The following is a 26,934-nucleotide window of genomic DNA, read 5'->3' as shown; positions in this document are numbered from 1 at the left end:
ATGTCCGGATCGCCGGCGGGGTGGCACGGGCGGGACGCGAGGGGAACCGGAATCGGGAAAGTTGGCGCTATCAGGCGCGGAAACGCGCCGATCGTGATCACACTCGATCGGGGTGTGATCACAAGTGGGCCGGCGGCCGGGGACGCACGCCCCCGGCCGCCGGGCGGGGACTCAGCCCAGCGTGCCGTCGATCGCCTTGCAGGCCTCCACGAGGCCCTTCACGGCGTCCACCGACTTGTCGAACATCGCCTGCTCGTCGCGACCGAGCTTGATGTCCACCACGCGCTCGATGCCGTTCGCGCCGATCACCGTGGGCACGCCCACGTACATGCCCTTGAGGCCCAGCGCCCCGTCGACCCAGGCGGCCGCCGGCAGGAGGCGCCGCTGGTCTTTGAGGTAGGCCTCGGCCATCTCGATCGCCGAGGCGGCGGGGGCGTAGAAGGCCGAGCCGGTCTTCAGGAGCCCGACGATCTCGGCGCCGCCGTCGCGGGTGCGCTGCACGATCGCATCGAGCCGCTCCTGGGTGGTCCAGCCCATCTGGACCAGGTCGGGCAGGGGGATGCCGCCCACGGTGGAGTAGCGGGTGAGGGGCACCATCGTGTCGCCGTGGCCGCCCAGCACGAAGGCCGAGACGTCGCGCATGGAGACGTCGAACTCGAGGCTCAGGAAGTGGCGGAAGCGGCCCGAGTCGAGCACGCCGGCCATGCCGACCACCTTCTCGTGGGGCAGGCCCGAGTACTCGCGCAGCGCCCAGACCATCGCGTCCAGCGGGTTGGTGATGCAGATCACGAAGGCGTCCGGCGCATGGGCGGCGATGCCCTCGCCCACGGATTTCATGACTTTGAGGTTGATGCCCAGGAGGTCGTCGCGGCTCATGCCCGGCTTGCGCGGCACGCCCGCGGTGACGATGCACACGTCGGCGCCGGCGATGTCGGCGTAGTCGTTGGTGCCCGCGAGCTTCGCGTCGAAGCCCTCGACCGGGCCGCTCTCGGCGATGTCGAGCGCCTTGCCCTGCGGCACGCCCTCGGCGATGTCGAAGAGGACGACGTCCCCCAGCTCCTTGATGGCGGCGAGATGGGCGAGCGTGCCGCCGATCTGGCCGGCGCCGATGAGGGCGATCTTGGGTCGGGCCATGCTGTTCACTCCGGGAATCCAGTCGCGCGGAGGGCTATCGGAACCGCCGGGGGCCGCGCAAGTCCCGCGCGGGACGGGGGGGTGGGGAGAGACCGGGGAGACGACGATGCCGATGCCATGGACCTACCGCCACGCCTCCGCCGAGTGGAGCGCGATGCTCGTGGACCTGCGGGACCGGATGGGCCTCGCGTCGGACAACATGGCCTACACCGCCTTCGACGGTGTGCTGCAGGTGTTCCGCCGGCGCCTCCGCGCGCGGGAGGGGCTGGACTTCGCGTCCGTGCTGCCGGCGGTGCCGCGCGCGATCTTCGTCGCCGGCTGGATCCCCGAGGCGGCGCCGCCGCCCTTCGCGGAGCGCGCCGCGCTGGTGCGCGAGGTGCAGGCGGTGCGCCGGGACCACAACCTCGCGCCGGACCACGTGATCGAGGCGGCGGCCTGGTGCTTGCGGCGGCGGGTCGACCCGCGCGCCTTCGAGAGGGTGCTCGCCCGGTTGCCCGAAGGGGCGGCGGCGTTCTGGCACGTGGACGTGGATGATCCGGGCGAGCTGGCGCCGCGGTTCCCCTAGGCGGCGCCCCGGGGAGGGGGCGCCGCGCGGGCCTCAGGCGTCGGCGTCGGCGGCGTGGGACAGGTCGTCCATCCGGTCCTCCCAGTGCTGGCCCGACGCCACGAGGCACATGCGCCCGTCGGGCAGCGTCACGGTCACGGTCCACGAGCCCGTCTCCTCGGAGGCGAACACCTCCAGCACGCGGTTCTCGGTGCCCAGCCCGATGCCGCGCCGCGTCTCGCCGAAATGCGAGGCGAGCCGCTCCACGATCTGAGGGCGCGTGCCGCAGGTGGAGCCGGCCGCCCCCGCGCTGCCGGCGAAGAGCGTGACGGCCACCGCGGCCACCGCGGCGAGCGCGGCGAGGGTGGCGTTCAGGATGTCCGTGTCGGTCATGGCACCGTCCTTGCTAGGAGGCGGGCCGCCCGCGAGGAGCGCGGGGGCGCGATCCTCGGAGGGCCCGGCCTCGTGCCGGGAACGGAGGGAGCCTGCGCCCGGGACGTGGAGATTCGGTTAACGATGGGTGCGTGCGAACGCGGCGTCCCATGCTGCACGTGCGAAGGTCGCGCTTGCCATGCGGTCCCGCCCCCCCTACCGATTCCGCCCATGACCCGACCCTTGCGCTCCGTGCTCTACATCCCCGGCTCCAAGCCCCGCGCCCTCGAGAAGGCCCGCGGCCTGCCAACGGATGCCATCATCTTCGACCTCGAGGACGCCGTGGCGCCCGCCGAGAAGGCGGCCGCCCGCGAGACGCTGCGCGAGGCGCTCGCGGGCGACTACGGCACGCGCCTGCGCCTCGTGCGGGTGAACGGCCTCGACACCGAGTGGGGCGCCGCCGACCTCGCCGCCTTCGCGGACGCCCCCTGCGACGCGATCCTCTTGCCCAAGGTCGACGGTCCCGAGACCGTGGAGGCGGCGCGCCAGCACGCCGCGCGCCCCTTCTGGGCCATGATGGAGAGCGCGCGGGGCATCCTCCACGCCGCCGCCATCGCCGAGGCGGTGGAGGGCTTCGTGCTCGGCACCAACGACCTCGCCCGCGAGTTGGGCTGCGAGACGCCCGCGGGCCGGATGCCGATGATGACGGCGCTGCAGACGGCCCTCCTGGCCGCGCGGGCCGCGGGCATCCCCTGCATCGACGGCGTCTACAACGCCTTCCGCGACGAGGACGGGCTGCGCGCCGAGTGCGCGCAAGGCAAGGCCCTGGGCATGGATGGCAAGTCGCTGATCCACCCCGCGCAGGTCGAGGTCGCCAACGCGGCATTCTCGCCGTCGGAGGAGGAGGTCGACCTCGCCCGCCGCCAGATCGAGGCGTTCGACGCCGCCATCGCGGACGGGCAGGGGGTCGCCGTGCTCGACGGGCGCATCGTAGAGAACCTCCACGTGGAGACCGCGCGGCGCACGCTCGCGCGGGCGAACGCATGATCGTCCTCGTCCTCGGCCTCCTGCTCTGGGCGGGCGCGCACTTCTTCAAGCGCATCGCCCCGGATGCCCGCGCCCGCCTCGGCGACCGGGGCAAGGGGCTCGTCGCCCTCCTGCTCGTCGTCTCGGTGGTCCTGATGGTGCTCGGCTACCGCGCCGCGCCCGCCGACGCCTACTGGGCGCCTCCTGCGTGGACGAAGCACCTCAACAACCTCCTGATGCTGGTCGCCTTCTACCTGTTCGGCGTGGGCGCGGCGAAGGGCACCACCGCCGGCTGGCTGCGCCACCCGCAGCTCACGGCCGTCGTGCTGTGGTCGGCGGCGCACGTGCTCGCCAACGGCGAGATCAAGGCCCTGGTGCTGTTCGGCGGCCTCGGGCTCTGGGCCGTGGCCGAGATGATCGTGATCAACCGCGCGCAGCCGTGGGAGCGCCCCGCCGCAACTTCGGTGAAGGGCGACGTGAAGGCCCTCGTCATCGGCCTCGTGCTCTACGCCGTCGTCGCGGCCGTCCATGTCTGGCTCGGCGTCTGGCCCTTCGGAGGACCCGCATGACCACCACGCTCTACCGCCTGCTGACGGGCGAGGACTCCTCGGAGTTCTGCCACAAGGTCACGCGCGCGCTCGACGCGGGCTGGGTGCTCTACGGATCGCCCTCCTACGCCTTCGACGCGGGCACGGGCGTCATGCGCTGCGCCCAGGCCGTGACGAAGGAGGCCGACGCCTACGACCCGGACCGGAGGCTCGGCGAGCAATGACCAAGACCAACCCGGGCCGCTTCTTCGAGGACTACCGCCTCGGCGAGACCATCCGCCACGCCGTGCCGCGGACCATCGCGGAGGGCGAGCGCGCGCTCTACCACGCGCTCTACCCCCAGCGCTTCGCGCTCCACTCCTCGGACGCCTTCGCGCTCGACTGCGGGCTGGACGGGGCGCCGCTCGACGACCTGCTGGTGTTCCACACGGTGTTCGGCAAGACCGTGCCCGACATCTCGCTGAACGCAGTCGCCAACCTCGGATACGCCGAAGCGCGCTTCCACCGCTCCGTCTGGCCCGGCGACACGCTGCGCGCCGAGAGCGAGGTGATCGGCCTGAAGCAGAACTCCAACGGCCGCTCCGGCGTGGTCTGGGTCCGCACGCGGGGGCTGAACCAGGCGGGCGAGACCGTGCTGAGCTACGTGCGCTGGGTCATGGTCCGCAAGCGCGACGAGGACGCGCCCGCGCCCGAGACCGCGATCCCAGAGCTGGCCCACGCGGTGGAGCCCGGCGAGCTGGAGATCCCCGAGGGCCTCGACTTCCTCGGCTACGATTTCGCCCTGGCCGGCGAGCCGCACCGCGCCCGCGACTACGCCGTGGGCGAGCGCATCGACCACGTCGACGGCGTGACGATCGAGGAGGCCGAGCACATGCTCGCCACCCGCCTGTGGCAGAACACGGCCAAGGTGCACTTCGACGCCACCCACCGCGACGACGGGCGCCGCCTCATCTACGGCGGCCACGTGATCAGCCTCGCCCGCGCCCTGTCGTTCAACGGGCTGGCGAACGCGCAGGTAGTGGCCGCGATCAATGCCGGCGCCCATGCCAACCCCTGTTTCGCAGGCGACACCGTGCGCGCCTGGTCCGAGGTGCGCGCCGTGGAGCGGCTGCGCAACGACGTGGGCGCCCTGCGCCTGCGCACCGTCGCCACCCGGGGCGAGGCCTTCGCGCTGACCGGCGAGGACGGCAAGTACCTCCCCGAGGTGCTGCTCGATCTCGACTACTGGGTGCTGATGCCGCGCTGACGCGCGCCCCCGGGTGCGCTAGGTTGCGCCCCATGATCCGTGCCCTTCTCCTCGCGTTCTTCGCCACCGCCGCCGCGGCGCCCGCCCGCGCGGACTTCGTGCTCAACAACCTGCGCTTCACGCTCTACCACGAGGCCGCCCATGCCGTGATCGACGGCTGGTCGGTGGGCCTGTCCGGCCCCGAGGAGGTCGCCGCCGACGGCTTCGCGGTGCTGCTGGCCCACCGGCTCCACGACGAGGAGACGTCGCGGGACCTCATCACCGACGCGGTGCGCCTGGGGCGGATGGACGCCGCCGAGGAACTGTTCGACCCCTGGGAGCAGTACATGCCCGGCGCCCAGCGCGTCGCCTGGACGCTGTGCCTGTGGTACGGGCTGGCGCCCGCGCGGCGCGGCGACCACGCCCGCGCGCTGGGCATGCCCGCGAGCCTCGCGCCGCGCTGCGAGGAGGCGGCGGGGCGCCTGCGCGCGGCGTGGGATCCGGTGCTGGAGCGGATGCGCGGCGCGGGCGGGCGCACCAGCTTCCGCGCCAGCCGCAGCGGCAAGGCCCTGCGCCTCCTGGCGCCCGACCTCCTGCGCCTCAACCGCGAGATCGCGCTGCCGCGCCCGATCCCGGTGCGCTCCGAGGCCTGCGGCGAGGACAACGCCTTCTACTACCACTTCGACGCCCGCATCGTGTTCTGCGACGAGATGGTGGGCGCCCTTCGCGCCGCCGCCCCCTGACACGCGAGAGGGGGCCGCGAAGGCCCCCTCCCACCCGTTGCCCGGCCCGGCCCGGCGTCAGGCGCGCGCGACGCGCCCCGCGACCGCGCCGCCGATCGCGGCACCGAGCCCGATCAGCGAGGCGAGGGCGGCCAGCCACGCGGCGGTGGCGGCGGCATCGGCGGCCGTGTCGGCGGCCTCCAGCGCGGCGGCCTGCGCCTCCTCGAGGGCGGCGGCGGCCTCGGCCTGCGCCTCCTCGGCGCGGGCCTGCACCGTGTCCACGAACTGCTCGGCCTCCGCGCGCGTCAGCCCGAAGCGCCGCTCCATCTGCGCCAGCGCCTCCTCGCGGTCCTCCTCGCCCAGCACGCCGCCGCGGCCGAACACGGTGTCGAGGAAGCCCGACACGTCCTGCCCGATGTCGCCGGGCGAGCGGATCGCGTCCGCGGCGGCCTCGGTGGCCTCCTGCGCGATGGCGGCCTGCTCGCGCTGCGACACCACGGCGCGAAACGCCTCGCGGGTCTCGCGGCGGAACGCCTGCGGGGTCAGGCCCTGCTCGCGCAGCGCCGACTGCACGCCTTCGGGCAGGCTGTCGATCGCCACCGACGGCACCGAGAGGTCGGGCAGCGACAGGTCGTCGGGGATCACGGCGCCCACCGCCGAAGTGGCGCCCGAGGCCGCCGTGCTCAGCGCCGAGCCGGCCACGCCCATGATGCCGCTCGCCGCCGACACCGCCAGCCACAGGGCGGCCAGCGTGGTCAGCGCCCAGACGCAGGCGCCGTGGATCGCGGCACCGACGGACGGGATCACGCCCGCCAGCCGCCCGGCCACGAAGCCGCCCGCCGCCAGCGCGACCAGTTGGCTGAGGAACTGCCAGATCGCGGTAGTGGTCAGCGCGCCGTTGGCGGGCGTCGCCTCGTCGGGCTCGAACAGCGTGAAGCCGAGGCCGATGCCCGCTACGCCCAGGAGCACGAACACCGCCAGCGCCACGGCCGTCCCGGCGAAGATCGCGCCCCAGACGGCCCGGCCGCGCGTGTCGTAGGTGCGCTCCACCGCGTCGTGGGCGAGGTCGGAAGTGGGGGGCACGGCGTCTCTGCGCGCGGTGCGGGGGGGCGTGGCCATGGGTGCGGTCTCCTTGCACGGGTCGGTCATGGATCGGGACGGGCCATCGGCCCGCCCGTCCCTTGGGCAACCGTCCGCAGCGGCGAGGGTTCCCCGTGGCTACCGGGCCATGCCGTTCTCGCCGAACGGATCGTGCCCCCAGTTCTTCATGGAAAACGTCCAGTCCGAGCCCTCGGGCTCGTCCGGCACCTGCGCGCCGTGGCGTTTGATGTAGCCCACCACTTTGCCCATGTGGTCCCAGTCGTCGTCCGAGAGGTCGCTCTTGTTGGTGCGCTTGATCTCGACGATGCGGCGCCCGGACTTGTGGCCGGTGCTCTCGCCCTCGCCCTGGCCGACGGACTTGGACTCCTCGGTCTCCAGCCAGTCCTCCAGCTCCTTGGGGGCCATGTTCACCAGCTTCCCCCATTCCTCCCAGATCTCGTCGTGCGACTTCGCCATGATGCGTCTCCTCGGTCGGGTCGGGGCCGCAACGGCCGGACGGGCCGGGGGTTCCCGCCGCCCCCCTGCGGCGCCGCGCCCCCGTGACACCGCGCGGGAAACCGCTAGAACCACCGCAGCACAGCTTGAAGGGAGGCCGCATGGCCGACGTGAACCGGGGCAACCGCCCGCTCTCGCCCCACCTGCAGATCTACCGGCCCCAGATCACCTCGATCTCGTCGATCCTCACGCGCATCACCGGCAACGCGCTGGTGGTGGCGGGCCTCATGGTCACCTGGTGGTTCCTGGCCGCGGCCGCCGGCCCCGACGCCTTCGCCACCGCCGACGCGGTGCTGACCTCGTGGTTCGGCAAGCTGGTGTTCCTCGGCTCGATCTGGGCGCTCTGGTACCACACGCTGGCCGGCATCCGGCATCTGATCTGGGACACCGGCAAGCTGCTCGACATCGAGAGCGCCGAGGCCATGGGCTGGGGCATCGTGATCGGCTCCGTGCTCTTGACCCTCTTCACCGTCGTCGTCCTCTAGGAGCCCTTCCCATGCCGTACATCACCGCGCGCAAGCAGGTCTCCGGCCTCGGCACGGCCCGCTCGGGCACCACCCACTTCTGGCAGCAGACGGTGCTGTCGGCGGCCCTCGTGATCCTGGTGCCGCTCTTCGTGTTCACCTTCGGCGCCATGCTCGGCGAGCCCTGGGCCGAGGTCGTCGCCTTCTACTCCCGCCCCTTCCCGGCGCTGGTGGCCGTGCTTACCTTGGCCGTTGGCTGGGTCCACTTCGCCAAGGGCGTGCAGGTGCTGATCGAGGACTACGTCCGCGGCTTCGCGCGCAAGGCGCTGATCGTCGTCACCAAGCTGCTGAGCTACGCCGCCGCGCTCGCTTCCGTCTGGGCCGTGGCCCGACTGGCCCTCTGAGAGGAATCCCGATGTCCGCCTACGAATACGAGACCCACGAATACGACGTCGTCGTGGTCGGCGCCGGCGGCGCGGGCCTGCGCGCCACCCTCGGCATGGCCGAGCAGGGCCTGCGCACCGCCTGCATCTCCAAGGTGTTCCCCACCCGCTCGCACACCGTGGCCGCCCAGGGCGGCATCGCGGCCTCCTTGGGCAACATGGGCCCCGACAACTGGCAGTGGCACATGTACGACACCGTGAAGGGGTCGGACTGGCTCGGCGACACCGACGCCATGGAGTACCTCGCCCGCGAGGCCCCCAAGGCCGTCTACGAGCTGGAGCACTACGGCGTGCCCTTCAGCCGCACCGAGGAGGGCAAGATCTACCAGCGCCCCTTCGGCGGCCACACCACCGAGTACGGCGAGGGCCCGCCCGTGCAGCGCACCTGCGCCGCGGCCGACCGGACGGGGCACGCCATCCTCCACACCCTTTACGGGCAGTCGCTGAAGCAGCGCGCCGAGTTCTTCATCGAGTACTTCGCGATCGACCTCGTGATGAGCGAGGACGGCCAGTGCCAGGGCGTGCTGGCCTGGAAGCTCGACGACGGCACCATGCACCTGTTCGCGGCCAAGATGACCGTGCTCGCCACGGGCGGCTACGGGCGCGCCTACTTCTCGGCCACCTCGGCGCACACCTGCACCGGCGACGGAAACGGCATGGTCGCGCGCCAGGGCCTGCCGCTCCAGGACATGGAGTTCGTGCAGTTCCACCCCACCGGCATCTACGGCGCCGGCTGCCTCATCACCGAAGGCGCGCGGGGCGAGGGCGGCTACCTCACCAACTCCGAGGGCGAGCGGTTCATGGAGCGCTACGCGCCCACCTACAAGGACCTGGCCTCCCGCGACGTGGTCTCGCGCTGCATGACGCTCGAGATCCGCGAGGGCCGGGGCGTGGGCAAGGACGGCGACCACATCCACCTGAACCTGAGCCACCTGCCCGCCGACGTGCTGGCCGAGCGCCTGCCCGGCATCTCCGAGTCCGCGCGCATCTTCGCCGGGGCCGATGTCACCAAGGAGCCGATCCCGGTGCTGCCCACGGTGCACTACAACATGGGCGGGATTCCCACGAACTACTGGGGCGAGGTGCTCGCCCCCACCGAGAGCGACCACGACCGCGTGGCCCCCGGCCTCATGGCCGTGGGCGAGGCGGGCTGCGCGAGCGTCCACGGCGCGAACCGCCTCGGGTCCAACTCGCTGATCGACCTCGTGGTGTTCGGGCGGGCGGCGGCGATCCGCGCGGGGCAGGTGGTCGACGCCTCGACCCCCGTGCCGACGCCGAACCAGCGTTCCGTGGACATGGCGCTCGCCCGCTTCGACGGCCTGCGCCACGCGCGCGGGCAGGTCGGCACCGCCGAGCTGCGCCTCGAGATGCAGAAGACCATGCAGCTCGACGCCGCCGTGTTCCGCACTTCCGAGACCCTCGCCCAGGGCAAGGAGAAGATGGACGGCATCGCCGGCAAGCTCTCGGACATCGCGGTCACCGACACCACGCTGATCTGGAACTCCGACCTCATGGAGACGCTGGAGCTGGCGAACCTCATGCCCAACGCGGTGGCCACCGTGACGGCCGCCGAGGCCCGCAAGGAGAGCCGCGGCGCCCACGCCCACGAGGACTTCCCCGACCGCGACGACGAGAACTGGCGCAAGCACAGCCTCGTGTGGTTCCGCGGCGACGAGATGAAGTCCGACATGGGCTACCGCGGCGTGCATGTGCAGCCGCTCACCACCCACAACGAGGGCGGCATCGACCCCAAGAAGATCGCCCCCAAGGCGCGGGTCTACTGATGCGCGCCGCCGCGGCCGCCCTCCTGCTCGTCGCCGCCTGCGGCCCCGCCGGCGCCCCCGTGGTGCCGGTGCCCGTGGACGCCGGCCCCGCGCCGGGCGTGGCGGTGACGCCGAGCGTGGCGACCGCGGCGGGCCCCGCGCTCGGCACGCCGCCCGACACGCCCGCGGGCGGCGGCACCAGCCTCGCCGCCGCGCCCGATGCGGGCAGCACCGCCGCCGACTGCGCCGCCGCCAACGGCGTCACGCTGGACGGCGCCGACGGCGTGCCCACGGGCGCCGCCGAGGACCTCGCCCGCTACCAGGCCTGCGTGGCCGCGGGCGCGCGGTGAGGCGCGCCGTCCCCCTCGCGCTGCTGCTCGGCGCCTGCATGGCCACCCCGGACACCCCCGAGGCGCGCCGCGCGGCCTATCTCGACTGCGCGCGGGACCAGGGCGTGCGCGTCGAGGACGGCACGATCCGCACCACCAGCCGCGCCGACCTCCAGCGGCTCGAGGCCTGCGAGGCGATCCCGCGATGATCCTCACCGCGCCGCGCCTCCTCGCCGTGGGCACCCACCACAAGACCGGCACGCTGTGGATGCGCGCCGTGTTCCGCCAGCTCGGCCGCGCCATCGGCGTGCCGGCCCACGTGGTCTACCCCACGACCCGGCCCGCCAAGGTCGCCCCCGGGGGCGAGCGCGCGATCCTCATGTCGTGGTCGTCGCGGTTCCCCGACTGGCTCCACCAGCGCCCCGACGCCCGCATCCTCCACCTCGTCCGCGACCCCCGCGACGTGCTCCTGTCCGGCGCCCGCTACCACCTCGACGCCGCCCCCGAGGGCGAGCAGTTCCTCCACGAGCCGCGCGCGGACCTCGGCGGCCGCACCTACCAGCAGCACCTGAACACCCTCCCCACCCCCGAGCAGCGCCTCCTGTTCGAGATGAGGGAGAAGCACGCCGAGACCCTGGCCGAGATGCTGGCCTGGGACGCCGCCGCCCCGAACACCGTGGAGGCCCGCTACGAGGACCTCATGGCCGACGAGGAGGGCACGCGCTTCCGCGAGATCCTGCGCGATCTCGGCCTGCCGGAGCCGGAGGTCGAGACCGGCCTCGAGATCTTCTGGGCCCGCTCGCTCTTCGGCGGGCTCAAGGACCCCGCCGCCCGCATCCGGCGCATCCGCGAGCACGTGGCCTCGGGCAGGGTCGCCCGCTGGCGCACCGAGCTGCCCCGCGCCGTGGCCGAGGCCTACGCCGAGGCCCACGGCGAGGCGCTCGTGACCTTGGGCTACGAGGACCACCCCACCGCCTGGCTTGGGGAGCTGCGCCATGCGGCCTGACCTCCTCCTCGCCGCCGCCGCCGCGCTCCTGCTCGCGGGCTGCAACACGCCCCTCGGCACCGAGGTCGCGCGCACCGCCGCGAAGTCCGCCGTGAACGCCGAGGTCCAGCGCCGCTTCCCCGGCGCCCCCGTGCAGCCCGTCACCGACTGCGTCATCGACAACGCCACCGGCGCCGAGATCATCGAGGTCGCCGCCGGCGCCGCCTCCGGCACCGACGCCCGCACCGCCGAGATCGTCGGCACCGTGCTGGCCCGCCCCGACACCATCCGCTGCGTGCTGGCCGAGGGCCTGCCCACGCTCGTCGGATCGCTCTAGGAGACTCCCATGGTCCAGTTCACGCTTCCCAAGAACTCCAAGATCACCACCGGCCGCACGTGGCCCAAGCCCGAGGGCGCGAACCGCCTCAAGACGTTCCGCATCTACCGCTGGAACCCCGAGGACGGCGCCAACCCGCGGATGGACACCTACTTCGTCGACCTCGACACCTGCGGCCCGATGATGCTGGACGCGCTCATCAAGATAAAGAACGAGATCGACCCGACGCTGACCTTCCGCCGCTCCTGCCGCGAGGGGATCTGCGGCTCCTGCGCCATGAACATCGACGGCGTGAACTGCCTCGCCTGCACCTACGGCATCGACGAGGTGGAGGGCGACGTGCGCGTCTATCCCCTGCCGCACATGCCCGTGGTCAAGGACCTGATCCCCGACCTCACCCACTTCTACGCCCAGCACGCCTCCGTCATGCCGTGGCTGGAGACCAAGTCGAATGAGCCGGCCAAGGAGTGGCGCCAGTCGATCGAGGACCGCAAGAAGCTCGACGGCCTCTACGAGTGCATCATGTGCGCGTCCTGCTCCACCGCCTGCCCCTCCTACTGGTGGAACGGCGACCGCTACCTCGGGCCGGCGGCGCTGCTCCATGCCTACCGCTGGATCATCGACAGCCGGGACGAGGCCACGGGCGAGCGCCTCGATCAGCTCGAGGACCCGTTCAAGCTCTACCGCTGCCACACGATCATGAACTGCACCAAGACCTGCCCCAAGGGCCTGAACCCGGCCAAGGCGATCCAGTCCATCAAGAAGATGATGGTCGAGCGCCAGGTCTGAATCCGCGCCCCCTGCCTCCGGGGCAGGGGGCGCCTCGCGCGCTCGTGAGAAACCTCCCCACGGTCCGGGACGTTGGACGCCTCCGGAACCACAGGAGATTTCCATGATCGCCACCGACACCCAGGCCCCGGCCCTCGCCTTCCCGCTCCTGGACGGCGGCCGCTTCGACCTCGCCCGGTCCGAGCCCGAGCGCTTCACCCTCGTGCTGTTCTACCGCGGCTCCCACTGCCCGATCTGCAAGCGCCAGATCGAGGAGGACATCGTGCCGCACCTCGGCGACTTCGCGGACATCGGCGTCGAGGTGGTCGCCGTCTCGATGGACGACCGCGAGCGGGTCGCGAAGCAGCAGGCCGAGTGGTCGTTCGGCGACCTGCGCGTCGGCTACGACCTCGACGAGGCCACGGCGCGGGCGTGGGGCCTCTACATGAGCCACGGGATCTCCGAGAAGGAGCCGGCGCGCTTCAGCGAGCCGGCCATGACCCTCGTGCGCAGCGACGGCCGCGTGTTCGCCCACTGGCAGCAGTCCACGCCCTTCGCGCGGCCCAAGATGGCGGACCTTCTCTCCGGCATCCGCTTCGTGGTGGACAAGGACTACCCCGCCCGCGGCACCGAGCGCGCGGCGGCCTGAGCGACCCCCGAACGAAAGGGAGGCCCCGCGAGGGGCCTCCCGTGTCGCATCGTCCCGGTGGGGGGGATCAGCCGGGCGCGCCGACCTCGACGCCGCCCTGGGGGATCGTGCCGTCGCCGTCGATGTCCTGATCGAGCGTGGCCTCCAGGCTGGTGTCGGTCGAGCCGGCGGTGCCCATGCAGCCGGCCAGAAGGGCCACCACGGGCAGGGCGACGAGAAGTTTCCAGGTGCGGGTCATCGTGGTCTCCAAAACGTGATTTGTGCGGGTTCAACCGGCCGGGGCGCGCTTTGTTCCCCGCCCCGGTTCCGCGCGCGTCAACCGCGCCCCGCGGGCCTGCGGCGGAGCCCGTGCGTGACGCGGGGGAATTCGCGAGAAAACCCATTGACCGAATCACGTTCCCGCTCCACATGCCCCCGCAAGACGCCAACGCACGCGCCTCTGGCACGGCTGACGGGCGGAGCTCCGGCTTCGCGGCACGGTCACGTAGCGACGGTAACGTCTCCCTTGGAACTGAGCGGTCTTCGCCGGGTGGATCCGGAATGGCCGGGTCTGATCGGAGATGACCAATGACTGCAGTGACCGGCTTCGGCCGCATCGCCCCCGTTGCGCCCTCGCGCGTGGAATCCTTCATCGCCGAGAACGCGTTCGACCGGCCCACGCTGGTGCTGGACCTCGACGCCGTCGAGTCGCAGTTCCGCGCCCTCGCCGCCGGCCTCGAGGGCGCCCACATCCACTACGCCGTGAAGGCCAACCCCCACCGCGCCGTGATCGAGCGGCTGGTCCAGGTCGGCTCGGGCTTCGACGCCGCCTCGCGCGGCGAGATCGAGCTGTGCCTCTCGCTCGGCGCCGACCCGGCCCACGTGTCGTTCGGCAACACCATCAAGCGCGCCTCGGACATCGCCTTCGCGCATTCGGTCGGCATCGACCTCTTCGCCGCCGACGCCGAGGAGGAGCTGGAGAAGATCGCAGCCCACGCCCCCGGCGCGCGCGTCTACATCCGCCTGCTCGTCGACAACCCCGAGGCCGACTGGCCGCTGTCGCGCAAGTTCGGCGTCGCCCCCGCCCGCGTCCTGCCCCTCCTGGAGCGCGCCCGCGCCCTCGGGCTGGTCCCCCACGGCCTAAGCTTCCACGTCGGCTCCCAGACCCGCGAGCCGCGCATGTGGGACGGCACCCTCGACCGCGTGGCCGAGGTGTGGGACGCGGCGCAGGACGCCGGCTACGGCCTGCGTCTCCTCAACATCGGCGGCGGCTTCCCGGCCTTCTACGGCACCGCGATCGACCACCCTACCGACTACGCCGCGGCCGTGATGCGCCGCGTGCGCGCCCGCTTCGGCGCCGTCGAGGTCATGGCCGAGCCGGGCCGCGGCATGGTCGCCGAGGCCGGCGCCATCGCCGCCGAGGTGCTGCTGGTCAGCCGCAAGGACGAGGCCGACCTCCACCGCTGGGTCTATCTCGACATCGGCCGCTTCTCGGGTCTCGCAGAGACCGAGGGCGAGGCGATCCGCTACCAGTTCGCCACCGCCCGCGACGGCGGCCCCGCGGGGCCCTGCGTCATGGCCGGCCCGTCCTGCGACTCGGCGGACGTGCTTTACGAGCAGCGCCCCGTCTCGCTGCCCCTGAGCCTCGCCGCCGGCGACCGCGTGGTGATCCGCAACTGCGGCGCCTACACGTCGAGCTACTCCTCGATCGGCTTCAACGGCTTCCCGCCGCTCGACGTCGTCGTGATCTGAAGCGGGGTAGGGGGGCGCCGCCCCCCGCCTTCGGCTCCCCCCGAGGTATTTCCGGCAAGGTGAGGGCCATTAACGGGTCCTCAACCTTTCCGAGGTTAGCGAGAGTGTGCGGAACAGGCTGAGGAGCCGATGGCCGTGCAAGGTGAGGGCGTGTGCCTCGCCGGAGCGAGATGAGGCCCTCCCTCATCTTGCTCCAAATACCTCGGGGTCCGGGGCAGAGCCCCGGCGCTACCCGAACGCCGCCTCCAGCGCGATCTCCACCATGTCCCCGAAGCTCGACTGCCGCTCGCTCGCCGGCAGCGCCTCGTGGGTCAGGAGGTGGTCGCTCACGGTCAGCACCGCCAGCGCCCGGCAGCCGTGGCGCGCCGCCAGGGTGTAGAGCTCGGCCGCCTCCATCTCGACCCCAAGGATGCCGTGGCGCGTCATCTGCTCCGTCAGGTCGGGCCGCTCGTCGTAGAACACGTCCGACGAGTAGATGCCCCCCACATGGACCGGCGCCTTGCCCTCGGCGGCCGCGTGGGCGGCCCGCAAGAGCCCCCAGTCGGCGCAGGGCGCGAAGTTCACCTCCCGCAGGATGCCCCGCGAGGGCGTCGAGATCGAGGTCGCCGTCATCGCCAGGATCACGTCGCGGATCGCCACCCGCTCCTGCATCGCCCCGCACGATCCGATGCGGATCAGCGTCCGCGCCCCGTACTTGGTGATCAGCTCGTTGGCGTAGATCGACAGGCTCGGCATGCCCATGCCCGAGCCGTGGATCGTCACCCGGTTGCCCCGCCACGTGCCGGTGTAGCCCAGCATCCCGCGCACGTCGTTCACCAGTTCGGGCGCCTCCAGGTACGTCTCCGCGGCCCACTTCGCCCGCAGCGGGTCCCCGGGCATGAGCACGGTCTCGGCGATCTGGCCGGCCTCGGCGCGGATGTGGGGTGTCATGGCGTCTCCAACGAAAAAGGGGCCCGGAAGGCCCCTTCTGCCGCGTGGAATGCCCCGGCGCTAGATCGCGAGGTCCTCGGGCTTGCCGCCGTCCTCGAGGTGGCTCTTGTACCAGGCCGGCTGGCGCCCGCGGCCCGACCAGGTGATCGAGGGGTTCTCGGGATGGCGGTACTTGGCCGGCGACTTCGCGCGGCCGCCCCCCGCCTTGCGCTGCGCCTGCCCGCCGTTCCCGCCGGTGAGGTCGTCGAGGGAGTACCCCTCCTTGGCGAGCATCGCGTCGATCTCGGCCCGCAATTCCTTGAGGCGGCGCCCGTCGTATTCGGCCTGCGCCTTGGCGATGGCCTTGAGATTCGCCTCCGCGTCGGCCTTGGCCTTTTCCAGGTCTTCGCGTGTCATCTTGTCGAGGTCCGCCATGTGAGAAATAGCCTTCGGTGAACGGTGCGTACCGTTCCATTAATCCGGCCATTTCCCTTTGGCAAGAAATCTATTCGGCCGCCATTTCCGAAGGCGCGGCCAATTCCACCACGTCGCCCATGATCCGGTTCAATTCGAAGTCCTTCGGCGTGTAGATCCGGGCGACCCCGAGCGCGCGCAAACGGGCCGCGTCCTCGTCGGGAATGATCCCCCCCACCACCACCGGAATCGCCATTCCCTCGGCCCGCAATCGCGCCATCACCGCCTCCACCAATGGCAGGTGCGAGCCGGAAAGGATCGACAGGCCAACCACATGCGCCCCGTCCGCACGCGCCGCCTCGACGATGGCGTCGGGCGTCAGGCGGATGCCGGCGTAGCTGATTCGCATGCCGCAGTCGCGCGCGCGCACCGCGATCTGCTCCGCCCCGTTGGAGTGCCCGTCGAGCCCGGGCTTGCCCACCAGGAACGTCAGGCGCCGCCCTAGGCGGTCGCTCGCGGCGTCCACCGCGGCGCGCAGGCCGTCCAGACCCTCGACCCGATTCGAGGGCGCTTCGCTGACCCCGGTGGGGCCGCGGTACTCGCCGTGGACGGCGCGCATCACGCCCGCCCACTCGCCCGTGGTGACGCCCGCGCGCGCCGCCTCGATCGAGGCGGGCATCACGTTGCGCCCCTCGGCCGCGGCCGCCCGCAGCGCCTCCAGCGCCCGCTCCACGCGCGGGGCGTCGCGCGCGCCCCGCCACGCCTCCAGCCGGGCGATCTGGTCCGCCTCGACGCCCGGATCGACGGTCATGATGCCGCCGTCCTCGCCCACCAGCGGCGAGGGCTCGGCCTCCTGCCAGCGGTTCACGCCCACCACCACCGTCTCGCCCCGCTCGATCGCGCCCAGCCGCTCGGAATTGGCCTCCACGAGGCGGCCCTTCATGTAGGGAATGGCCTCCACCGCTCCGCCCATCGCGTCCAGCCGCGCCAGCTCCTCGCGGGCGCGGCCCTTCAACTCCTCGACCTTCGCGGCCACGACCGGCGAGCCGTCGAACAGGTCGCCGTATTCCAGGAGGTCCGTCTCGTAGGCCAGCACCTGCTGCATCCGCAGGCTCCATTGCTGGTCCCAGGGCCGGGGCAATCCCAGCGCCTCGTTCCACGCCGGCAATTGCACGGCGCGGGCGCGGGCGCCTTTCGATAGCGTTACCGCGAGCATTTCCAAGAGGATGCGATAGACGTTGTTCTCGGGCTGCTGCTCGGTCAGGCCCAGCGAGTTGACCTGCACGCCGTATCGGAAGCGGCGCAATTTCGGATCCTCGACGCCGTAGCGCTCGGCGCAGATCTCGTCCCAGAGTTCCGTGAACGCGCGCATCTTGCACATTTCCGTGACGAAGCGGATTCCCGCGTTCACGAAGAAGGAAATGCGCCCCACCAGCCTGGGAAAGTCCTTGGAATCAACGCGCGGGCGCAATTCGTCCAGCACCGCCTGCGCGGTCGCCAATGCGTAGGCCAGCTCCTGCTCGGGCGTCGCGCCGGCCTCCTGCAGGTGATACGAGCACACGTTCATCGGGTTCCACCGGGGCGCGTGCCCGGCGCACCACTCGGCCACGTCCCCAATCAGGCGCATTGAAGGCCTAGGCGGCAGCACGTAGGTGCCGCGGCTGAGGTACTCCTTCACGAGGTCGTTCTGCACCGTGCCCTGCAGCGCGCTCACGTCCGCGCCCTGCTCCTCGGCCACCGCCACGTAGAGGCTCAGGAGCCACGGCGCCGTGGCGTTGATGGTCATCGAGGTGTTCATCCGCTCGAGGGGGATGTCCGCGAAGAGCGCGCGCATGTCGCCGAGGTGCCCGACGGGCACGCCCACCTTGCCGACCTCGCCGCGGGCGAGCACGTGGTCGCTGTCGTAGCCGGTCTGGGTGGGCAGGTCGAAGGCGACCGAGAGGCCGGTCTGCCCGCGCCCGAGGTTGGCGCGGTAGAGCGCGTTGGACTTCTCGGCGGTGGAGTGCCCCGCATAGGTCCGGAAGAGCCAGGGCCGGTCTTTCTGCGTCATGGCGAAGCGTCCCGCAATATTGTTTCCTGCTGGCGGGACTATCGGACATTTGCGGAAAGTGTCAATTCGCCGCGCCGCGGCGCGAAGCGCCGTGGCGCGGCGCCCCGGCCCCCGAGCCGGGGCCTCCCTCCACCCGCGCGACGGGTCCGGTAGGAAGAACCTTCCCGAACGACAACGCCCCGACCGACCGGCCGGGGCGCACTTCGGTATGCACGGGGGGTGTACGGGGGGTGCACAGGAGGCGCCCCCCTTTTCGCGGCCTCCGGTCAGTCGTGCATGCCCTCGGCCAGATGGTGCCGCAGGAACCCCGCCGCCTGCTCGATCGCCGCCTTCGGCGCAGGCGTGTCGGCGATGGCGTTGAGCATCGCGAAGTCGTGGATCGTGTGCAGGTAGCGCGTGCCCTCCACGGACACCCCGGCCTCCACCATCTTCGCCGCGAAGGCCTCGCCCTCGTCGCGCAGCACGTCGTTCTCGTCGGTGATCACCAGCGTCGGCGGGAAGCCGGCGAGCTGCTCAATGCTCGCGTTCAGCGGCGAGATCATCGGGTCCGCGGCGTCGGCATCCTCCGGCAAGTAGTTCTCCCAGAACCACGCCATCGCAGCCTTCGTCAGCCAGGGGCCGTCGCTGAAGAGGTCGTAGGACTCGCTGTCGAGCGATGCGGTGGTGACGGGGTAGAACATCACCTGCGCGTCGATCTCGGGGCCATTCCGTTCCTCGGCCATCATCGCCATCACGGCCACCATCTGCCCGCCCACGGAGTCGCCCGCGGTGGCGATCCGCTCGGGGTCGATGCCGAACTCGGCGCCGTTCGCGGCCACGTACTCCAGCACCGCGTAGTCCTGCTCGAGCTGCGTGGGATGCTTGGCCTCAGGGGCGGGATCGTACTCCACGAACACGAAGGCCGCGCCGCTGGCATTCGCCAGGTCGCGCATCAGCCGCTCGTGGGTGGTGAAGTTGCCCAGCACCCAGCCGCCGCCGTGGAAGTAGACCACGCCGGGCAGGGTCTCGCCCTCCGAGCCGGCGGGGCGCACCAGCGTCACGTCGACGTTGCCCGACGGGCCGACGGGCAGCGACATCTCGGACACCTCGGCGTCGGGCATGGCCACGTCCACGCCGGTCTGGGCGTCCACGAGGACCTGCCGGGCCTCCTCGGGGGGCAGCTCGTTGATCGGGGTCGAGCCCTCCAGGCCGTCGATGAAGGCCTGCGTGGCGGGCGCCAGCACGACCGGCTCCTGCGAGGGGTCCATCGTGTGCTGCTCGGCGGCGGCGGGCAGGGCGGCCAGCGCGGCGGCGCCGGCGAGAAGGGCGGAGAGAGTGGTGCGAGGGGTCATGAACGGTCCTTGTCTGCGCGGCGCGGGAACGCGCCGGGGGGCGTGGGAAACGGCGGCGGCGCAAGGCCTTTCCGTCCGTGTCGCCCGCCTCAACGCTGGACCGGGGCGGGACGGTTCCCGGCGCGGCGCACACGCCTGCGCGATGGACGCCGGGCGCCCGGCGCGTCAGGGTCGCCCGCGATGCTGCGGACGGTCGAGATCCCCCTCTGGGCGCTGATGCTCCTGGTCGCCTTCGCGGCCGTGACCTTCGCGTCGCACTTCCTGTTCCCGAGTGTCCGCTGGTTCCTGCGCCGGCGGGCCGAGCGGCTGGTGGCGCGGCTCAACGCGCGCCTGCGCCACCCGATCCAGCCCTTCAAGCTGGCCCGGCGCGCCGACACCGTGATGCGCCTCGTCCACGACCCCGCGGTCGCCGAGGCCATCGCCGAGCATGCGCGCAAGGAGGGCGTCCCCGAGGAGGTCGCCTTCGAGACCGCCCGCCGCTACGCCCGCGAGATCGTGCCGGGCTTCTCGGCCACGCTCTACTTCTCGGTGGCGATGCGGCTGGCGCGCTGGCTGTCGAAGCACCTCTACCGGGTGCGCGTCTCGGGCGCGCCGCCGCCGGGCGATCCGGACACGACGACCGTGTTCGTGATGAACCACCGCTCCAACATGGACTACGTGCTGGTGACGTGGCTGCTGGCCGGGGAGACGTCGCTCGCCTACGCGGTGGGCGAATGGGCGCGGCGCTGGCCGCTGCGGCCCCTGATCCGGGCGCTGGGCGGCTACTTCGTGCGCCGGCGCGACCTCAACCCCCTCTACCGCCGGGTACTGGCCCGCTACGTGCAGCGCGCCACCGCCGCCGGGGTCACGCAGGCGGTGTTCCCCGAGGGGCGCCTGAGCCGCGACGGCGCCCTGCAGCCGCCGAAGCTGGGCATTCTGCACTACGTCGCCGAGGGCGGGGGGGCGCGCGACGTGCGCTTCGTGCCGGTGGCGCTGAACTACGAGCGGGTGATCGAGGACCGCAGCCTCCTCGCCGCGCGCGAGGGGCCGGGCGCCTTCCGCCTCCACTGGTGGCAGGTGGCGCGCTACCTGCTGCGCCACGTGCAGCTGCGCCTCACGGGGCGCTTCACGCGGTTCGGCTATGCCGCGGTCTCCTACGGCGAGCCCCTGTCGCTGCGCGCCTTCCTCGCCGACGGCCACCATGACCCCACCGAGGCGCTTGGTGGCGCGCTGATGGCGCGGGTCGAGGCGGTGCTGCCCGTGCTGCCCGTGCCGCTGGTGGCCGAGGCTTTGCTCGCGGGCCATGCGACCCTGCCCGCGGTGGCGGGGCATCTGGAGCGGCGCGCCCGCGCCTTCGCGGGCGGGCGCCATCCTCTCCACCACGCCGCCGACGCGCCCCGCGACGTGGCCCTCGCGGCGCTGCGGATGCTGGAGGTGCGCGGCGTCGTCCGTTGGGAGGAGGGCCGGATCGCGGTGGACGGCGGGCAGATCGGCCTCCTGCGCTTCTACGCCCGGACCCTGCCCACCGGGGAATCCTGACAGACAGAAAGTTACGCATCCGGCGTTTCGAGCTATTGGAATGTTGCCGAAGGGGTGGTAGCCCTCCCGCAGCGCAGCATTTCCGCCGCATCGCGGCGACAGATTCGGAGGATGACCCATGGCCCTCGACACGCAGACCGACCTGCCCGCAAAGGATCTCTACGAGGTGGGCGAGATGCCGCCCCTCGGCCACGTGCCCCGCCAGATGTACGCCTGGGCCATCCGCCGCGAGCGCCACGGCGAGCCCAACACGGCCATGCAGCAGGAGGTCGTCGACGTCCCCGTCCTCGACAGCAACGAGGTGCTGGTGCTCGTGATGGCGGCAGGCGTGAACTACAACGGCGTCTGGGCCTCGCTCGGCACGCCGATCTCGCCCTTCGACGGCCACGGCGCGCCCTACCACATCGCGGGCTCGGATGCCTCGGGCATCGTCTGGGCCGTGGGCGACAAGGTGCGCCGCTGGAAGGTGGGCGACGAGGTCGTGATCCACTGCAACCAGGACGACGGCGACGACGAGGAGTGCAACGGCGGCGATCCGATGTTCTCCACCACCCAACGCATCTGGGGCTACGAGACGCCCGACGGCTCGTTCGCGCAGTTCACCAACGTGCAGTCCCAGCAGCTCATGCCGCGTCCGAAGCACCTGACCTGGGAGGAGTCGGCCTGCTACACGCTGACCCTCGCCACCGCCTACCGGATGCTGTTCGGCCACGAGCCCCACGACCTCAAGCCCGGCCAGAACGTGCTGGTCTGGGGCGCGTCGGGCGGCCTCGGCTCCTACGCGATCCAGCTCATCAACACGGCCGGCGCCAACGCCATCGGCGTGATCTCCGACGAGTCGAAGCGCGACTTCGTGATGGGGCTCGGCGCCAAGGGCGTCATCAACCGCAACGACTTCAGCTGCTGGGGCCAGATGCCCACCGTGAACACGCCGGAATATGCCGCGTGGTTCAAGGAGGCGCGCAAGTTCGGCAAGGCGATCTGGGACATCACCGGCAAGGGCGTGAACGTCGACATGGTGTTCGAGCACCCCGGCGAGGCGACGTTCCCGGTCTCGACCTTCGTGTGCAAGAAGGGCGGAATGGTGGTGATCTGCGCCGGGACCACGGGCTACAACCTCACCTTCGACGTGCGCTACATGTGGATGCACCAGAAGCGCCTGCAGGGCTCGCACTTCGCGCACCTGAAGCAGGCGGCGGCCGCCAACCGGCTGATGGTGGAGCGGCGGCTCGACCCGTGCATGTCCGAGTGCTTCGCCTGGACCGACCTGCCCGAGGCCCACATGAAGATGCGCCGCAACCAGCACCTGCCGGGCAACATGGCGGTCCTAGTGCAGGCCCCGCGCACCGGCCTGCGGACCCATGAGGACGTGATCGAGGCGGGCGGCGCGGGCGCCTGACGCGCCCGGTCCCGCGCCGCGGCCCCGACCCCCCGGTCGGGGCCGTCTTTCGTTCTCCCTCCGTTCCGAAACATTCCCCGAATCAACGTCCTGACGCCCGCCGACCCCCTGTTTTGGGGGGAGAGGAACCGGTGAATGTCGCAACCGCCTTTGCAATGTTAGGTTGACGTTAACCCCGCGTTAACCACTGGGAGATGAAGCATGGGCAAGCACTGGATCATCGAAGTGCTGGGGGACCTGCGCATCTTCGCGGACGCCAACGACCTGCCCTGCCTCGCGCGCCGGCTCGAGGAGGTCGCGCAGGGCGCCGAGGAGGAGATCGCGCGCGCCGCCCCGGCGGAGACGGAGGCGGATGACACGGCGGATCGAGGACTTCTCCGATCGTTTGGCTGAGGCGAGGGACCTCGCCGACCTCGATCGCGCGCTGGGCTGGTTGCGCGACAGCTTCGACGCGGAGCACATCGTCTACCACTGCGTGCGCTCCTGCGGGCGGCAGTGGGCCACGCTGACCTACCCGCACGCCTGGGTGGAGACCTACCTCGCGGAGGGGCTGCACACCGTCGACCCGGTGGTGCAGGCGGGCTTCGGCGGCGTCGGGCCGTTCGACTGGAAGCGCCTCGACTGGTCGGCGCGCGCGGCGCGCGAGCTCATGGCCGAGGGCATGGCCCACGGGCTGGGCGGGCAGGGCTGCTCGACCCCGGTGCGCGGCCCCGCGGGGCGCTTCGCGCTGTTCACCGTGAACGGCCGCGGCTCCGACGACACCTGGGCGCGCTTCACCACGGAGCGAATGGGAGAGCTGATCCTCGCCGCGCACTACGTCCAGGAGCGTGCGCTCCTCCTGGAGGGCGAGGGGATGGAGACCCCGCACCGGCACCTCTCGCCCCGCGAGGTCGACACGCTGGCCCTCCTGGCCCTCGGGCTGAGCCGCGGGCAGGCCGCCGAGCGCCTCGCCATCTCGGAGCATACCTTGCGCGCCTACATCGAGAGCGCCCGCGCCAAGCTCGGTGCCTCGAACACGCTGCAGGCCGTGGCCAAGGCGCTGACCCACGGGCTGATCTCGCTCTGACCGCGCGCGCCCGCGCGTGCCCGGGCGCCGCGCCCCGTTTCACGATTCCCGCCCCCACCGCGCGGTGAGACCGCGTTAACCGCTCGCCCCGACTTCCGGGTCCCATCCAACGATGGGGACCCGAATGATCCGCTTCTTCCACGCCACCAACCTCGCCGACCACGCCGACCTCGCCGCCGCCATGTTCCGCGACCGCGCCGCGCAGTTCCGCGACCGCCACCGCTGGGACGTCACGGTGGACGCCCTGGGGTGGGAGACCGACCCCTACGACGCGCTCGACCCGCTCTACGTCGTCGCGGTGGACGGGGCCGGTGGCCATGCCGGCTCCTTGCGCCTCCTGCCGACCGCGGGGCCGACCATGCTGGCCGACCACTTCGCCCACCTCGCCCCGTGTCCCGCCGTGCCCGGCACCTGGGAGGCGACGCGCTTCTGCCAGGCGCCGGGCGCCGCGCGGGACACCGCCCGCCGGGTGCTGGCCGGGGTCTCGCAGGCCGCGCTGTCGCTGGGGCTGCGCCACCTCGTCGGGGTCTACGACGCGCCCATGGCCCGCGTGTACCGCCGCCTCGGCTGGGAGCCGGCGGAGATGGGCCGCGACGGCGCCATCGTGGCGGGCCGCTGGACCGTCTCGGACGCCGCCCATGACCGGGTATGCGCCGGCGCGGGGCTGTCGGCCCACCACACGCTGCGCTGGTTCGAGCGCGACCTCGGCCACCTAGCCGAGGCGGGCTGACGCATCCGGGGGGCGGGCGCTGGACCCCGCCCGCCCCCCGCGCCACAAGGGCCCATGGACGCCTCTCCCACCGCCCCCCAGCTCTCCGAGGACCAGGCCGAGGCCTGGGACCGCATCGCCGAGGTGCTCCGCGACAGCGGCGTGGATCTCGTGTCCGGCTGGGCCTCGGAGCGCGAGGACGACGAGGGGCGCGTGCTCGCCGTCACCGGCAAGGCCGGCTCGGGCAAGACGCTGCTCCTGGCCGAGCTGGTGAAGGCCATGCGCGAGGCGGGGCTGGACCTCGTCTCGGGCGACTACGAGCGCCGCCGCAAGGACCGCCGCACGCTGGCCGTGCTGGCCCCCACCAACAAGGCCGCGAGCGTGCTGCGCACCCGCGGCGTGCCGGCCACCACGATCCACCGCATCATCTACACGCCCGTCTACGACCCCGAATACGAGCGCATCGCCGAGTGGCTCGCGGGCGACGCCGACCGCCCCGAGACCGAGGCGCTTTCGGACGAGATGCTGGACCGGGCCAAGCGCGTCTACGAGGAGACCTCCTCGGTGCCCGGCGCGCTGGCCGCCGCCGGCCTGCGCGGCTCGGACTTCATCACCGGCTGGAAGCGCCGCGACGCGCCGCTCGACATCGGCTTCGTGGACGAGTCCTCCATGCTGGACGACCGGCAGTTCGAGGACCTCAAGGAGATCTTCCCCACGTTGGTCCTGTTCGGCGACCCGGCCCAGCTCGCCCCCGTGAACCAGTCGGGCCGCATGGTGTTCGACCGCTTCGAGGGGGACGACCACCTCCACCTCTCCCGCGTCCACCGGCAGGAGGCCGACAGCCCGATCCTCGACCTCGCCCACGCGCTGGGCGACGACCAGGTGGACTTCTACCGCTTCGAGCGGCTGGTCGAGGAGGCCGCCGCGCGCGACCCGCGCGTGGTGATGGCGAGCCGCGTGGACTCCGACCTCATGGCCCGCTCGCCCGTGCTGGTCTGGCGCAACGCCACCCGCATCCGCCTGATCCGCGCCTTCCGGCAGGCCCACGGCGCGGACGATACGCACCTCCTGCCCGGCGAGCCGCTGATCTGCGACGGGCTGGAGCTGCCCCTCAAGCACCGCAAGCGCCGCATCGACCTGGAGGCGCGGGGCCTCATCAAGGGCGCGCAGGTGGTCTATCTCGGGCCGGGCAAGAAGCCCGGCTTCTCGCGCCTCCACGTGGTCGGCGCGTCCGACCCGTTGGTCTCGGTCTCCTCGATCGTGAAGATCGAGCAGCTCGGCGAGGAGGAGCCGTTCCTGCCCTTCGCCGCGCGCATGGGCGCGGCGTTCCTGCATGGCGCCGCCGTGACCATGCACAAGGCGCAAGGTTCCCAGTGGGAGACGGTGCAGGTGTTCGGCCCCGACCTCTTTGCGGCCGCCCGCGTCGGGCGTACCGAGGCGGGGCAGCCCTTGTGGAAGCGCCTCGCCTACGTCGCCATTACGCGGGCCGTGGACCGGCTGGTCTGGGTGCGCCGCTATGCGCTCGCCAAGCCCAAGGCGCCGCTCGACACGTCGGACCTTCGGTCGGTGGAGCCCGCCCCCCTGGAACTCGAACGGCAGCAGGAGCCCGAGCCATGAAGACCATCCTCGTCACCGGCGCCTCCTCGGGGATCGGCGCCGCCACCGCGCGGCTGTTCCTCGCCGAGGGCTGGCAGGTCGGCCTGCTCGCCCGCCGCCGCGAGGCGCTGGAGGAGGTGGCCGCCGGCCACGAACGCGCCCACGTATTGCCCGCCGACGTGGCGGAGCCGGGCGCGGTGGACGGCGCCGTGGCGGCGCTCGTGGCGAAGACGGGCGGGCTGGATGTCCTCTTCAACAACGCCGGCGTCTTCGTGCCCGCCGCCATGATCGACGAGATCGCGCTGGAGGACTGGGACCGCGCGGTGCGGGTGAACCTGACGGGCATGTTCCTCGCCGCCCGCGCCGCGTTCCGGCAGATGCGCGGCACCGGCGGGCGCATCGTCAACAACGGCTCGATCAGCGCCCACGTGCCGCGCGAGGGGGCGGTCAGCTACACCGTGACCAAGCACGCGATCACGGGACTGACCAAGCAGCTCGCCCTCGACGGGCGCAGCCTCGGGATCGCCTGCGGCCAGATCGACGTGGGCAACGCGCGCACGCCCATGCTGGAGGCGCTGGACCACGCGCAGCGCGCGGGCGGCGGCGGGGGCGTGGCGATGATGGAAGTCGAGGACGTGGCCCGTTCGGTGCTGCACATGGCCTCGCTGCCGCCCGGGGCGAACGTGCTGACCATGACGGTGATGGCGAACGCCATGCCCTACGTGGGCCGCGGCTGAAGCATACCCTAGTCCGAGAACCGCGCCCGCACCGCCGCCATGTCCAGGGGACGCTCCGTGAGCGCCTCGGGCTCCCACTCGTGCCGCTCCGCCTCGAAGAAGTCGCCGCCGTAGACGTGCAGCGCCGCGGTGAGGCGCGGGATCGGGTTGGCGACCGAGTGGATGATGTCCGGCCCCATCGGGCAGACGTCGCCGGTGGAGAGGGCGCGCGCCCCGGCCGCCTCGATCCGGCCCTCGGCCTCGCCTTCGAGGCGGCGCCAGAAGATGTTGTCCTCGCGCCCGCCGTAGATCCCGATCACCGCCCACATGGCGTGGTCGTGAGGCGGGATCATCATCGTGGGCTTCCACGCGAGGCGCAGGATCGTCAGGTCGCTGTTTCGATAGAGAGGCTCCAGCCCCGGTCCCTCGGGCGCGCCGAAGGCGTCCATGACGGCCCCGGGGTCGGACAGGGCGCGGCGCATCACCTCGGCGACGGCGCGGTGGGAGGCGTCCTGCCGCACGGCGTCGCGGCAGTCCTCGACGAAGCGTTCGGGGTCGAACATGGGCGGTCTCCCGGCTTCCCTGCCGCG

The 26,934-nt window shown here is 72.1% G+C and carries 33 protein-coding genes; 23 read left to right on the top strand and 10 right to left on the bottom strand.

Annotation, left to right across the window (positions count from 1 at the left end; genetic code table 11):
- Window positions 1–171: 171 nt before the first annotated feature.
- Entirely contained in the window at window positions 172–1,134 is a 963-nt protein-coding gene (mdh, locus tag K3554_RS01270; protein ID WP_259942592.1) for a malate dehydrogenase, read from the bottom strand.
- A gap of 106 nt (window positions 1,135–1,240) precedes the next feature.
- Here mdh and K3554_RS01265 point away from each other — a divergent pair, with 106 nt between their 5' ends.
- A complete protein-coding gene (locus K3554_RS01265) occupies window positions 1,241–1,699 on the top strand; it encodes a DUF2267 domain-containing protein (RefSeq protein WP_259942590.1) in 459 nt (152 codons plus the stop codon).
- A 33-nt stretch (window positions 1,700–1,732) separates the two neighbouring features.
- Here the strand turns inward: K3554_RS01265 and K3554_RS01260 are convergent, their stop codons facing one another.
- Window positions 1,733–2,071 (bottom strand): hypothetical protein, encoded by a 339-nt coding sequence (locus K3554_RS01260; protein WP_259942589.1) that lies wholly within the window; start codon window positions 2,069–2,071, stop codon window positions 1,733–1,735.
- Between the two features lie 201 nt (window positions 2,072–2,272).
- Between K3554_RS01260 and K3554_RS01255 the strand changes: the two genes are divergently transcribed.
- From K3554_RS01255 to K3554_RS01235, 5 genes are read left to right on the top strand one after another with little or no spacing between them, the layout of a single operon-like run.
- Window positions 2,273–3,097, top strand: coding sequence for a CoA ester lyase (locus K3554_RS01255; protein ID WP_311200389.1), 825 nt, complete (start codon window positions 2,273–2,275; stop codon window positions 3,095–3,097).
- The gene (locus K3554_RS01250) at window positions 3,094–3,645 is read left to right on the top strand and encodes an NnrU family protein (RefSeq protein WP_259942583.1); all 552 of its coding nucleotides are present in this window, start codon (window positions 3,094–3,096) and stop codon (window positions 3,643–3,645) included. Before K3554_RS01255 ends, K3554_RS01250 begins: the two co-directional genes overlap by 4 nt.
- Complete coding sequence (locus K3554_RS01245; RefSeq protein WP_259942582.1) at window positions 3,642–3,848, top strand: DUF1737 domain-containing protein; 207 nt, start codon at window positions 3,642–3,644, stop codon at window positions 3,846–3,848. Before K3554_RS01250 ends, K3554_RS01245 begins: the two co-directional genes overlap by 4 nt.
- Window positions 3,845–4,870 carry a MaoC family dehydratase gene (locus tag K3554_RS01240; protein WP_259942579.1) on the top strand — a complete coding sequence of 342 codons (1,026 nt, stop codon included), beginning with the start codon at window positions 3,845–3,847 and terminating at the stop codon, window positions 4,868–4,870. Before K3554_RS01245 ends, K3554_RS01240 begins: the two co-directional genes overlap by 4 nt.
- Before the next feature lie 32 nt (window positions 4,871–4,902).
- On the top strand, window positions 4,903–5,592 hold the full coding sequence (locus K3554_RS01235; RefSeq protein ID WP_259942577.1) for a DUF4344 domain-containing metallopeptidase: 690 nt from the start codon (window positions 4,903–4,905) through the stop codon (window positions 5,590–5,592).
- 57 nt (window positions 5,593–5,649) lie between these two features.
- Here K3554_RS01235 and K3554_RS01230 read toward each other — a convergent pair whose 3' ends face one another.
- Both K3554_RS01230 and K3554_RS01225 read right to left on the bottom strand, forming a co-directional pair.
- A complete protein-coding gene (locus K3554_RS01230; protein ID WP_259942576.1) occupies window positions 5,650–6,690 on the bottom strand; it encodes a hypothetical protein in 1,041 nt (346 codons plus the stop codon).
- Between the two features lie 99 nt (window positions 6,691–6,789).
- Complete coding sequence (locus K3554_RS01225) at window positions 6,790–7,128, bottom strand: DUF3140 domain-containing protein (RefSeq protein ID WP_259942573.1); 339 nt, start codon at window positions 7,126–7,128, stop codon at window positions 6,790–6,792.
- Between the two features lie 140 nt (window positions 7,129–7,268).
- Between K3554_RS01225 and sdhC the strand changes: the two genes are divergently transcribed.
- The 9 genes from sdhC (at window position 7,269) to K3554_RS01180 (ending at window position 12,905) form a co-directional block, all read left to right on the top strand.
- Entirely contained in the window at window positions 7,269–7,652 is a 384-nt protein-coding gene (gene sdhC, locus K3554_RS01220; protein WP_259942570.1) for a succinate dehydrogenase, cytochrome b556 subunit, read from the top strand.
- An 11-nt stretch (window positions 7,653–7,663) separates the two neighbouring features.
- Complete coding sequence (gene sdhD / locus K3554_RS01215) at window positions 7,664–8,035, top strand: succinate dehydrogenase, hydrophobic membrane anchor protein (protein WP_259942567.1); 372 nt, start codon at window positions 7,664–7,666, stop codon at window positions 8,033–8,035.
- An 11-nt stretch (window positions 8,036–8,046) separates the two neighbouring features.
- Complete coding sequence (sdhA, locus tag K3554_RS01210; RefSeq protein ID WP_259942564.1) at window positions 8,047–9,858, top strand: succinate dehydrogenase flavoprotein subunit; 1,812 nt, start codon at window positions 8,047–8,049, stop codon at window positions 9,856–9,858.
- On the top strand, window positions 9,858–10,187 hold the full coding sequence (locus K3554_RS01205; RefSeq protein ID WP_259942560.1) for a hypothetical protein: 330 nt from the start codon (window positions 9,858–9,860) through the stop codon (window positions 10,185–10,187). Before sdhA ends, K3554_RS01205 begins: the two co-directional genes overlap by 1 nt.
- Window positions 10,184–10,375: a hypothetical protein gene (locus tag K3554_RS01200; protein WP_259942558.1), complete on the top strand. Its 192-nt coding sequence runs from the start codon at window positions 10,184–10,186 to the stop codon at window positions 10,373–10,375. The genes K3554_RS01205 and K3554_RS01200 overlap by 4 nt, the downstream gene beginning before the upstream one ends.
- On the top strand, window positions 10,372–11,172 hold the full coding sequence (locus tag K3554_RS01195) for a sulfotransferase domain-containing protein (RefSeq protein WP_259942556.1): 801 nt from the start codon (window positions 10,372–10,374) through the stop codon (window positions 11,170–11,172). Before K3554_RS01200 ends, K3554_RS01195 begins: the two co-directional genes overlap by 4 nt.
- On the top strand, window positions 11,162–11,488 hold the full coding sequence (locus tag K3554_RS01190) for a hypothetical protein (RefSeq protein ID WP_259942554.1): 327 nt from the start codon (window positions 11,162–11,164) through the stop codon (window positions 11,486–11,488). Before K3554_RS01195 ends, K3554_RS01190 begins: the two co-directional genes overlap by 11 nt.
- Window positions 11,489–11,497: 9 nt before the next feature.
- On the top strand, window positions 11,498–12,277 hold the full coding sequence (locus K3554_RS01185; RefSeq protein WP_259942551.1) for a succinate dehydrogenase iron-sulfur subunit: 780 nt from the start codon (window positions 11,498–11,500) through the stop codon (window positions 12,275–12,277).
- 103 nt (window positions 12,278–12,380) lie between these two features.
- On the top strand, window positions 12,381–12,905 hold the full coding sequence (locus tag K3554_RS01180) for a peroxiredoxin-like family protein (protein ID WP_259942549.1): 525 nt from the start codon (window positions 12,381–12,383) through the stop codon (window positions 12,903–12,905).
- A gap of 67 nt (window positions 12,906–12,972) precedes the next feature.
- On the opposite strand, the gene K3554_RS01175 is transcribed toward K3554_RS01180, so the two are convergent.
- The gene (locus tag K3554_RS01175; protein WP_259942547.1) at window positions 12,973–13,143 is read right to left on the bottom strand and encodes a hypothetical protein; all 171 of its coding nucleotides are present in this window, start codon (window positions 13,141–13,143) and stop codon (window positions 12,973–12,975) included.
- A 329-nt stretch (window positions 13,144–13,472) separates the two neighbouring features.
- On the opposite strand from K3554_RS01175, the gene K3554_RS01170 reads away from it, so the two are divergent.
- A complete protein-coding gene (locus K3554_RS01170; protein WP_259942546.1) occupies window positions 13,473–14,636 on the top strand; it encodes a type III PLP-dependent enzyme in 1,164 nt (387 codons plus the stop codon).
- A 228-nt stretch (window positions 14,637–14,864) separates the two neighbouring features.
- On the opposite strand, the gene deoD is transcribed toward K3554_RS01170, so the two are convergent.
- The 4 genes from deoD to K3554_RS01150 all read right to left on the bottom strand — a co-directional run bounded on the left by deoD (window position 14,865) and on the right by K3554_RS01150 (window position 19,340).
- A complete protein-coding gene (gene deoD / locus K3554_RS01165; RefSeq protein WP_259942545.1) occupies window positions 14,865–15,566 on the bottom strand; it encodes a purine-nucleoside phosphorylase in 702 nt (233 codons plus the stop codon).
- A gap of 60 nt (window positions 15,567–15,626) precedes the next feature.
- Window positions 15,627–15,962, bottom strand: coding sequence for an H-NS histone family protein (locus K3554_RS01160; RefSeq protein ID WP_259942544.1), 336 nt, complete (start codon window positions 15,960–15,962; stop codon window positions 15,627–15,629).
- A gap of 88 nt (window positions 15,963–16,050) precedes the next feature.
- Window positions 16,051–18,009: a methylmalonyl-CoA mutase family protein gene (locus K3554_RS01155; RefSeq protein WP_259942543.1), complete on the bottom strand. Its 1,959-nt coding sequence runs from the start codon at window positions 18,007–18,009 to the stop codon at window positions 16,051–16,053.
- 266 nt (window positions 18,010–18,275) lie between these two features.
- Window positions 18,276–19,340, bottom strand: coding sequence for an alpha/beta hydrolase (locus K3554_RS01150; protein ID WP_259942542.1), 1,065 nt, complete (start codon window positions 19,338–19,340; stop codon window positions 18,276–18,278).
- Between the two features lie 180 nt (window positions 19,341–19,520).
- Here K3554_RS01150 and K3554_RS01145 point away from each other — a divergent pair, with 180 nt between their 5' ends.
- The 7 genes from K3554_RS01145 to K3554_RS01115 all read left to right on the top strand — a co-directional run bounded on the left by K3554_RS01145 (window position 19,521) and on the right by K3554_RS01115 (window position 26,365).
- The gene (locus K3554_RS01145) at window positions 19,521–20,858 is read left to right on the top strand and encodes a 1-acyl-sn-glycerol-3-phosphate acyltransferase (protein WP_259942541.1); all 1,338 of its coding nucleotides are present in this window, start codon (window positions 19,521–19,523) and stop codon (window positions 20,856–20,858) included.
- A gap of 118 nt (window positions 20,859–20,976) precedes the next feature.
- The gene (ccrA, locus tag K3554_RS01140; protein ID WP_259942540.1) at window positions 20,977–22,257 is read left to right on the top strand and encodes a crotonyl-CoA carboxylase/reductase; all 1,281 of its coding nucleotides are present in this window, start codon (window positions 20,977–20,979) and stop codon (window positions 22,255–22,257) included.
- 201 nt (window positions 22,258–22,458) lie between these two features.
- Window positions 22,459–22,650 (top strand): hypothetical protein, encoded by a 192-nt coding sequence (locus tag K3554_RS01135; RefSeq protein WP_259942538.1) that lies wholly within the window; start codon window positions 22,459–22,461, stop codon window positions 22,648–22,650.
- The gene (locus K3554_RS01130; protein ID WP_259942537.1) at window positions 22,643–23,323 is read left to right on the top strand and encodes an autoinducer binding domain-containing protein; all 681 of its coding nucleotides are present in this window, start codon (window positions 22,643–22,645) and stop codon (window positions 23,321–23,323) included. The genes K3554_RS01135 and K3554_RS01130 overlap by 8 nt, the downstream gene beginning before the upstream one ends.
- 124 nt (window positions 23,324–23,447) lie before the next feature.
- Window positions 23,448–24,053, top strand: a complete 606-nt coding sequence (locus K3554_RS01125; RefSeq protein WP_259942535.1) for an acyl-homoserine-lactone synthase — start codon at window positions 23,448–23,450, stop codon at window positions 24,051–24,053.
- A gap of 54 nt (window positions 24,054–24,107) precedes the next feature.
- Complete coding sequence (locus K3554_RS01120; RefSeq protein WP_259942533.1) at window positions 24,108–25,649, top strand: ATP-dependent RecD-like DNA helicase; 1,542 nt, start codon at window positions 24,108–24,110, stop codon at window positions 25,647–25,649.
- Window positions 25,646–26,365 (top strand): SDR family oxidoreductase, encoded by a 720-nt coding sequence (locus K3554_RS01115; RefSeq protein WP_259942530.1) that lies wholly within the window; start codon window positions 25,646–25,648, stop codon window positions 26,363–26,365. The genes K3554_RS01120 and K3554_RS01115 overlap by 4 nt, the downstream gene beginning before the upstream one ends.
- Before the next feature lie 8 nt (window positions 26,366–26,373).
- Here K3554_RS01115 and K3554_RS01110 read toward each other — a convergent pair whose 3' ends face one another.
- Window positions 26,374–26,907: a hypothetical protein gene (locus K3554_RS01110; protein WP_259942527.1), complete on the bottom strand. Its 534-nt coding sequence runs from the start codon at window positions 26,905–26,907 to the stop codon at window positions 26,374–26,376.
- Window positions 26,908–26,934: the final 27 nt, after the last annotated feature.

It is taken from the genome of Jannaschia sp. W003 (genome assembly GCF_025144335.1).
Lineage (GTDB): Bacteria > Pseudomonadota > Alphaproteobacteria > Rhodobacterales > Rhodobacteraceae > Jannaschia.
The sequence above is the reverse complement of the archived record's forward strand: the minus strand, read 5'-3'. Positions and strand labels throughout refer to the sequence as shown.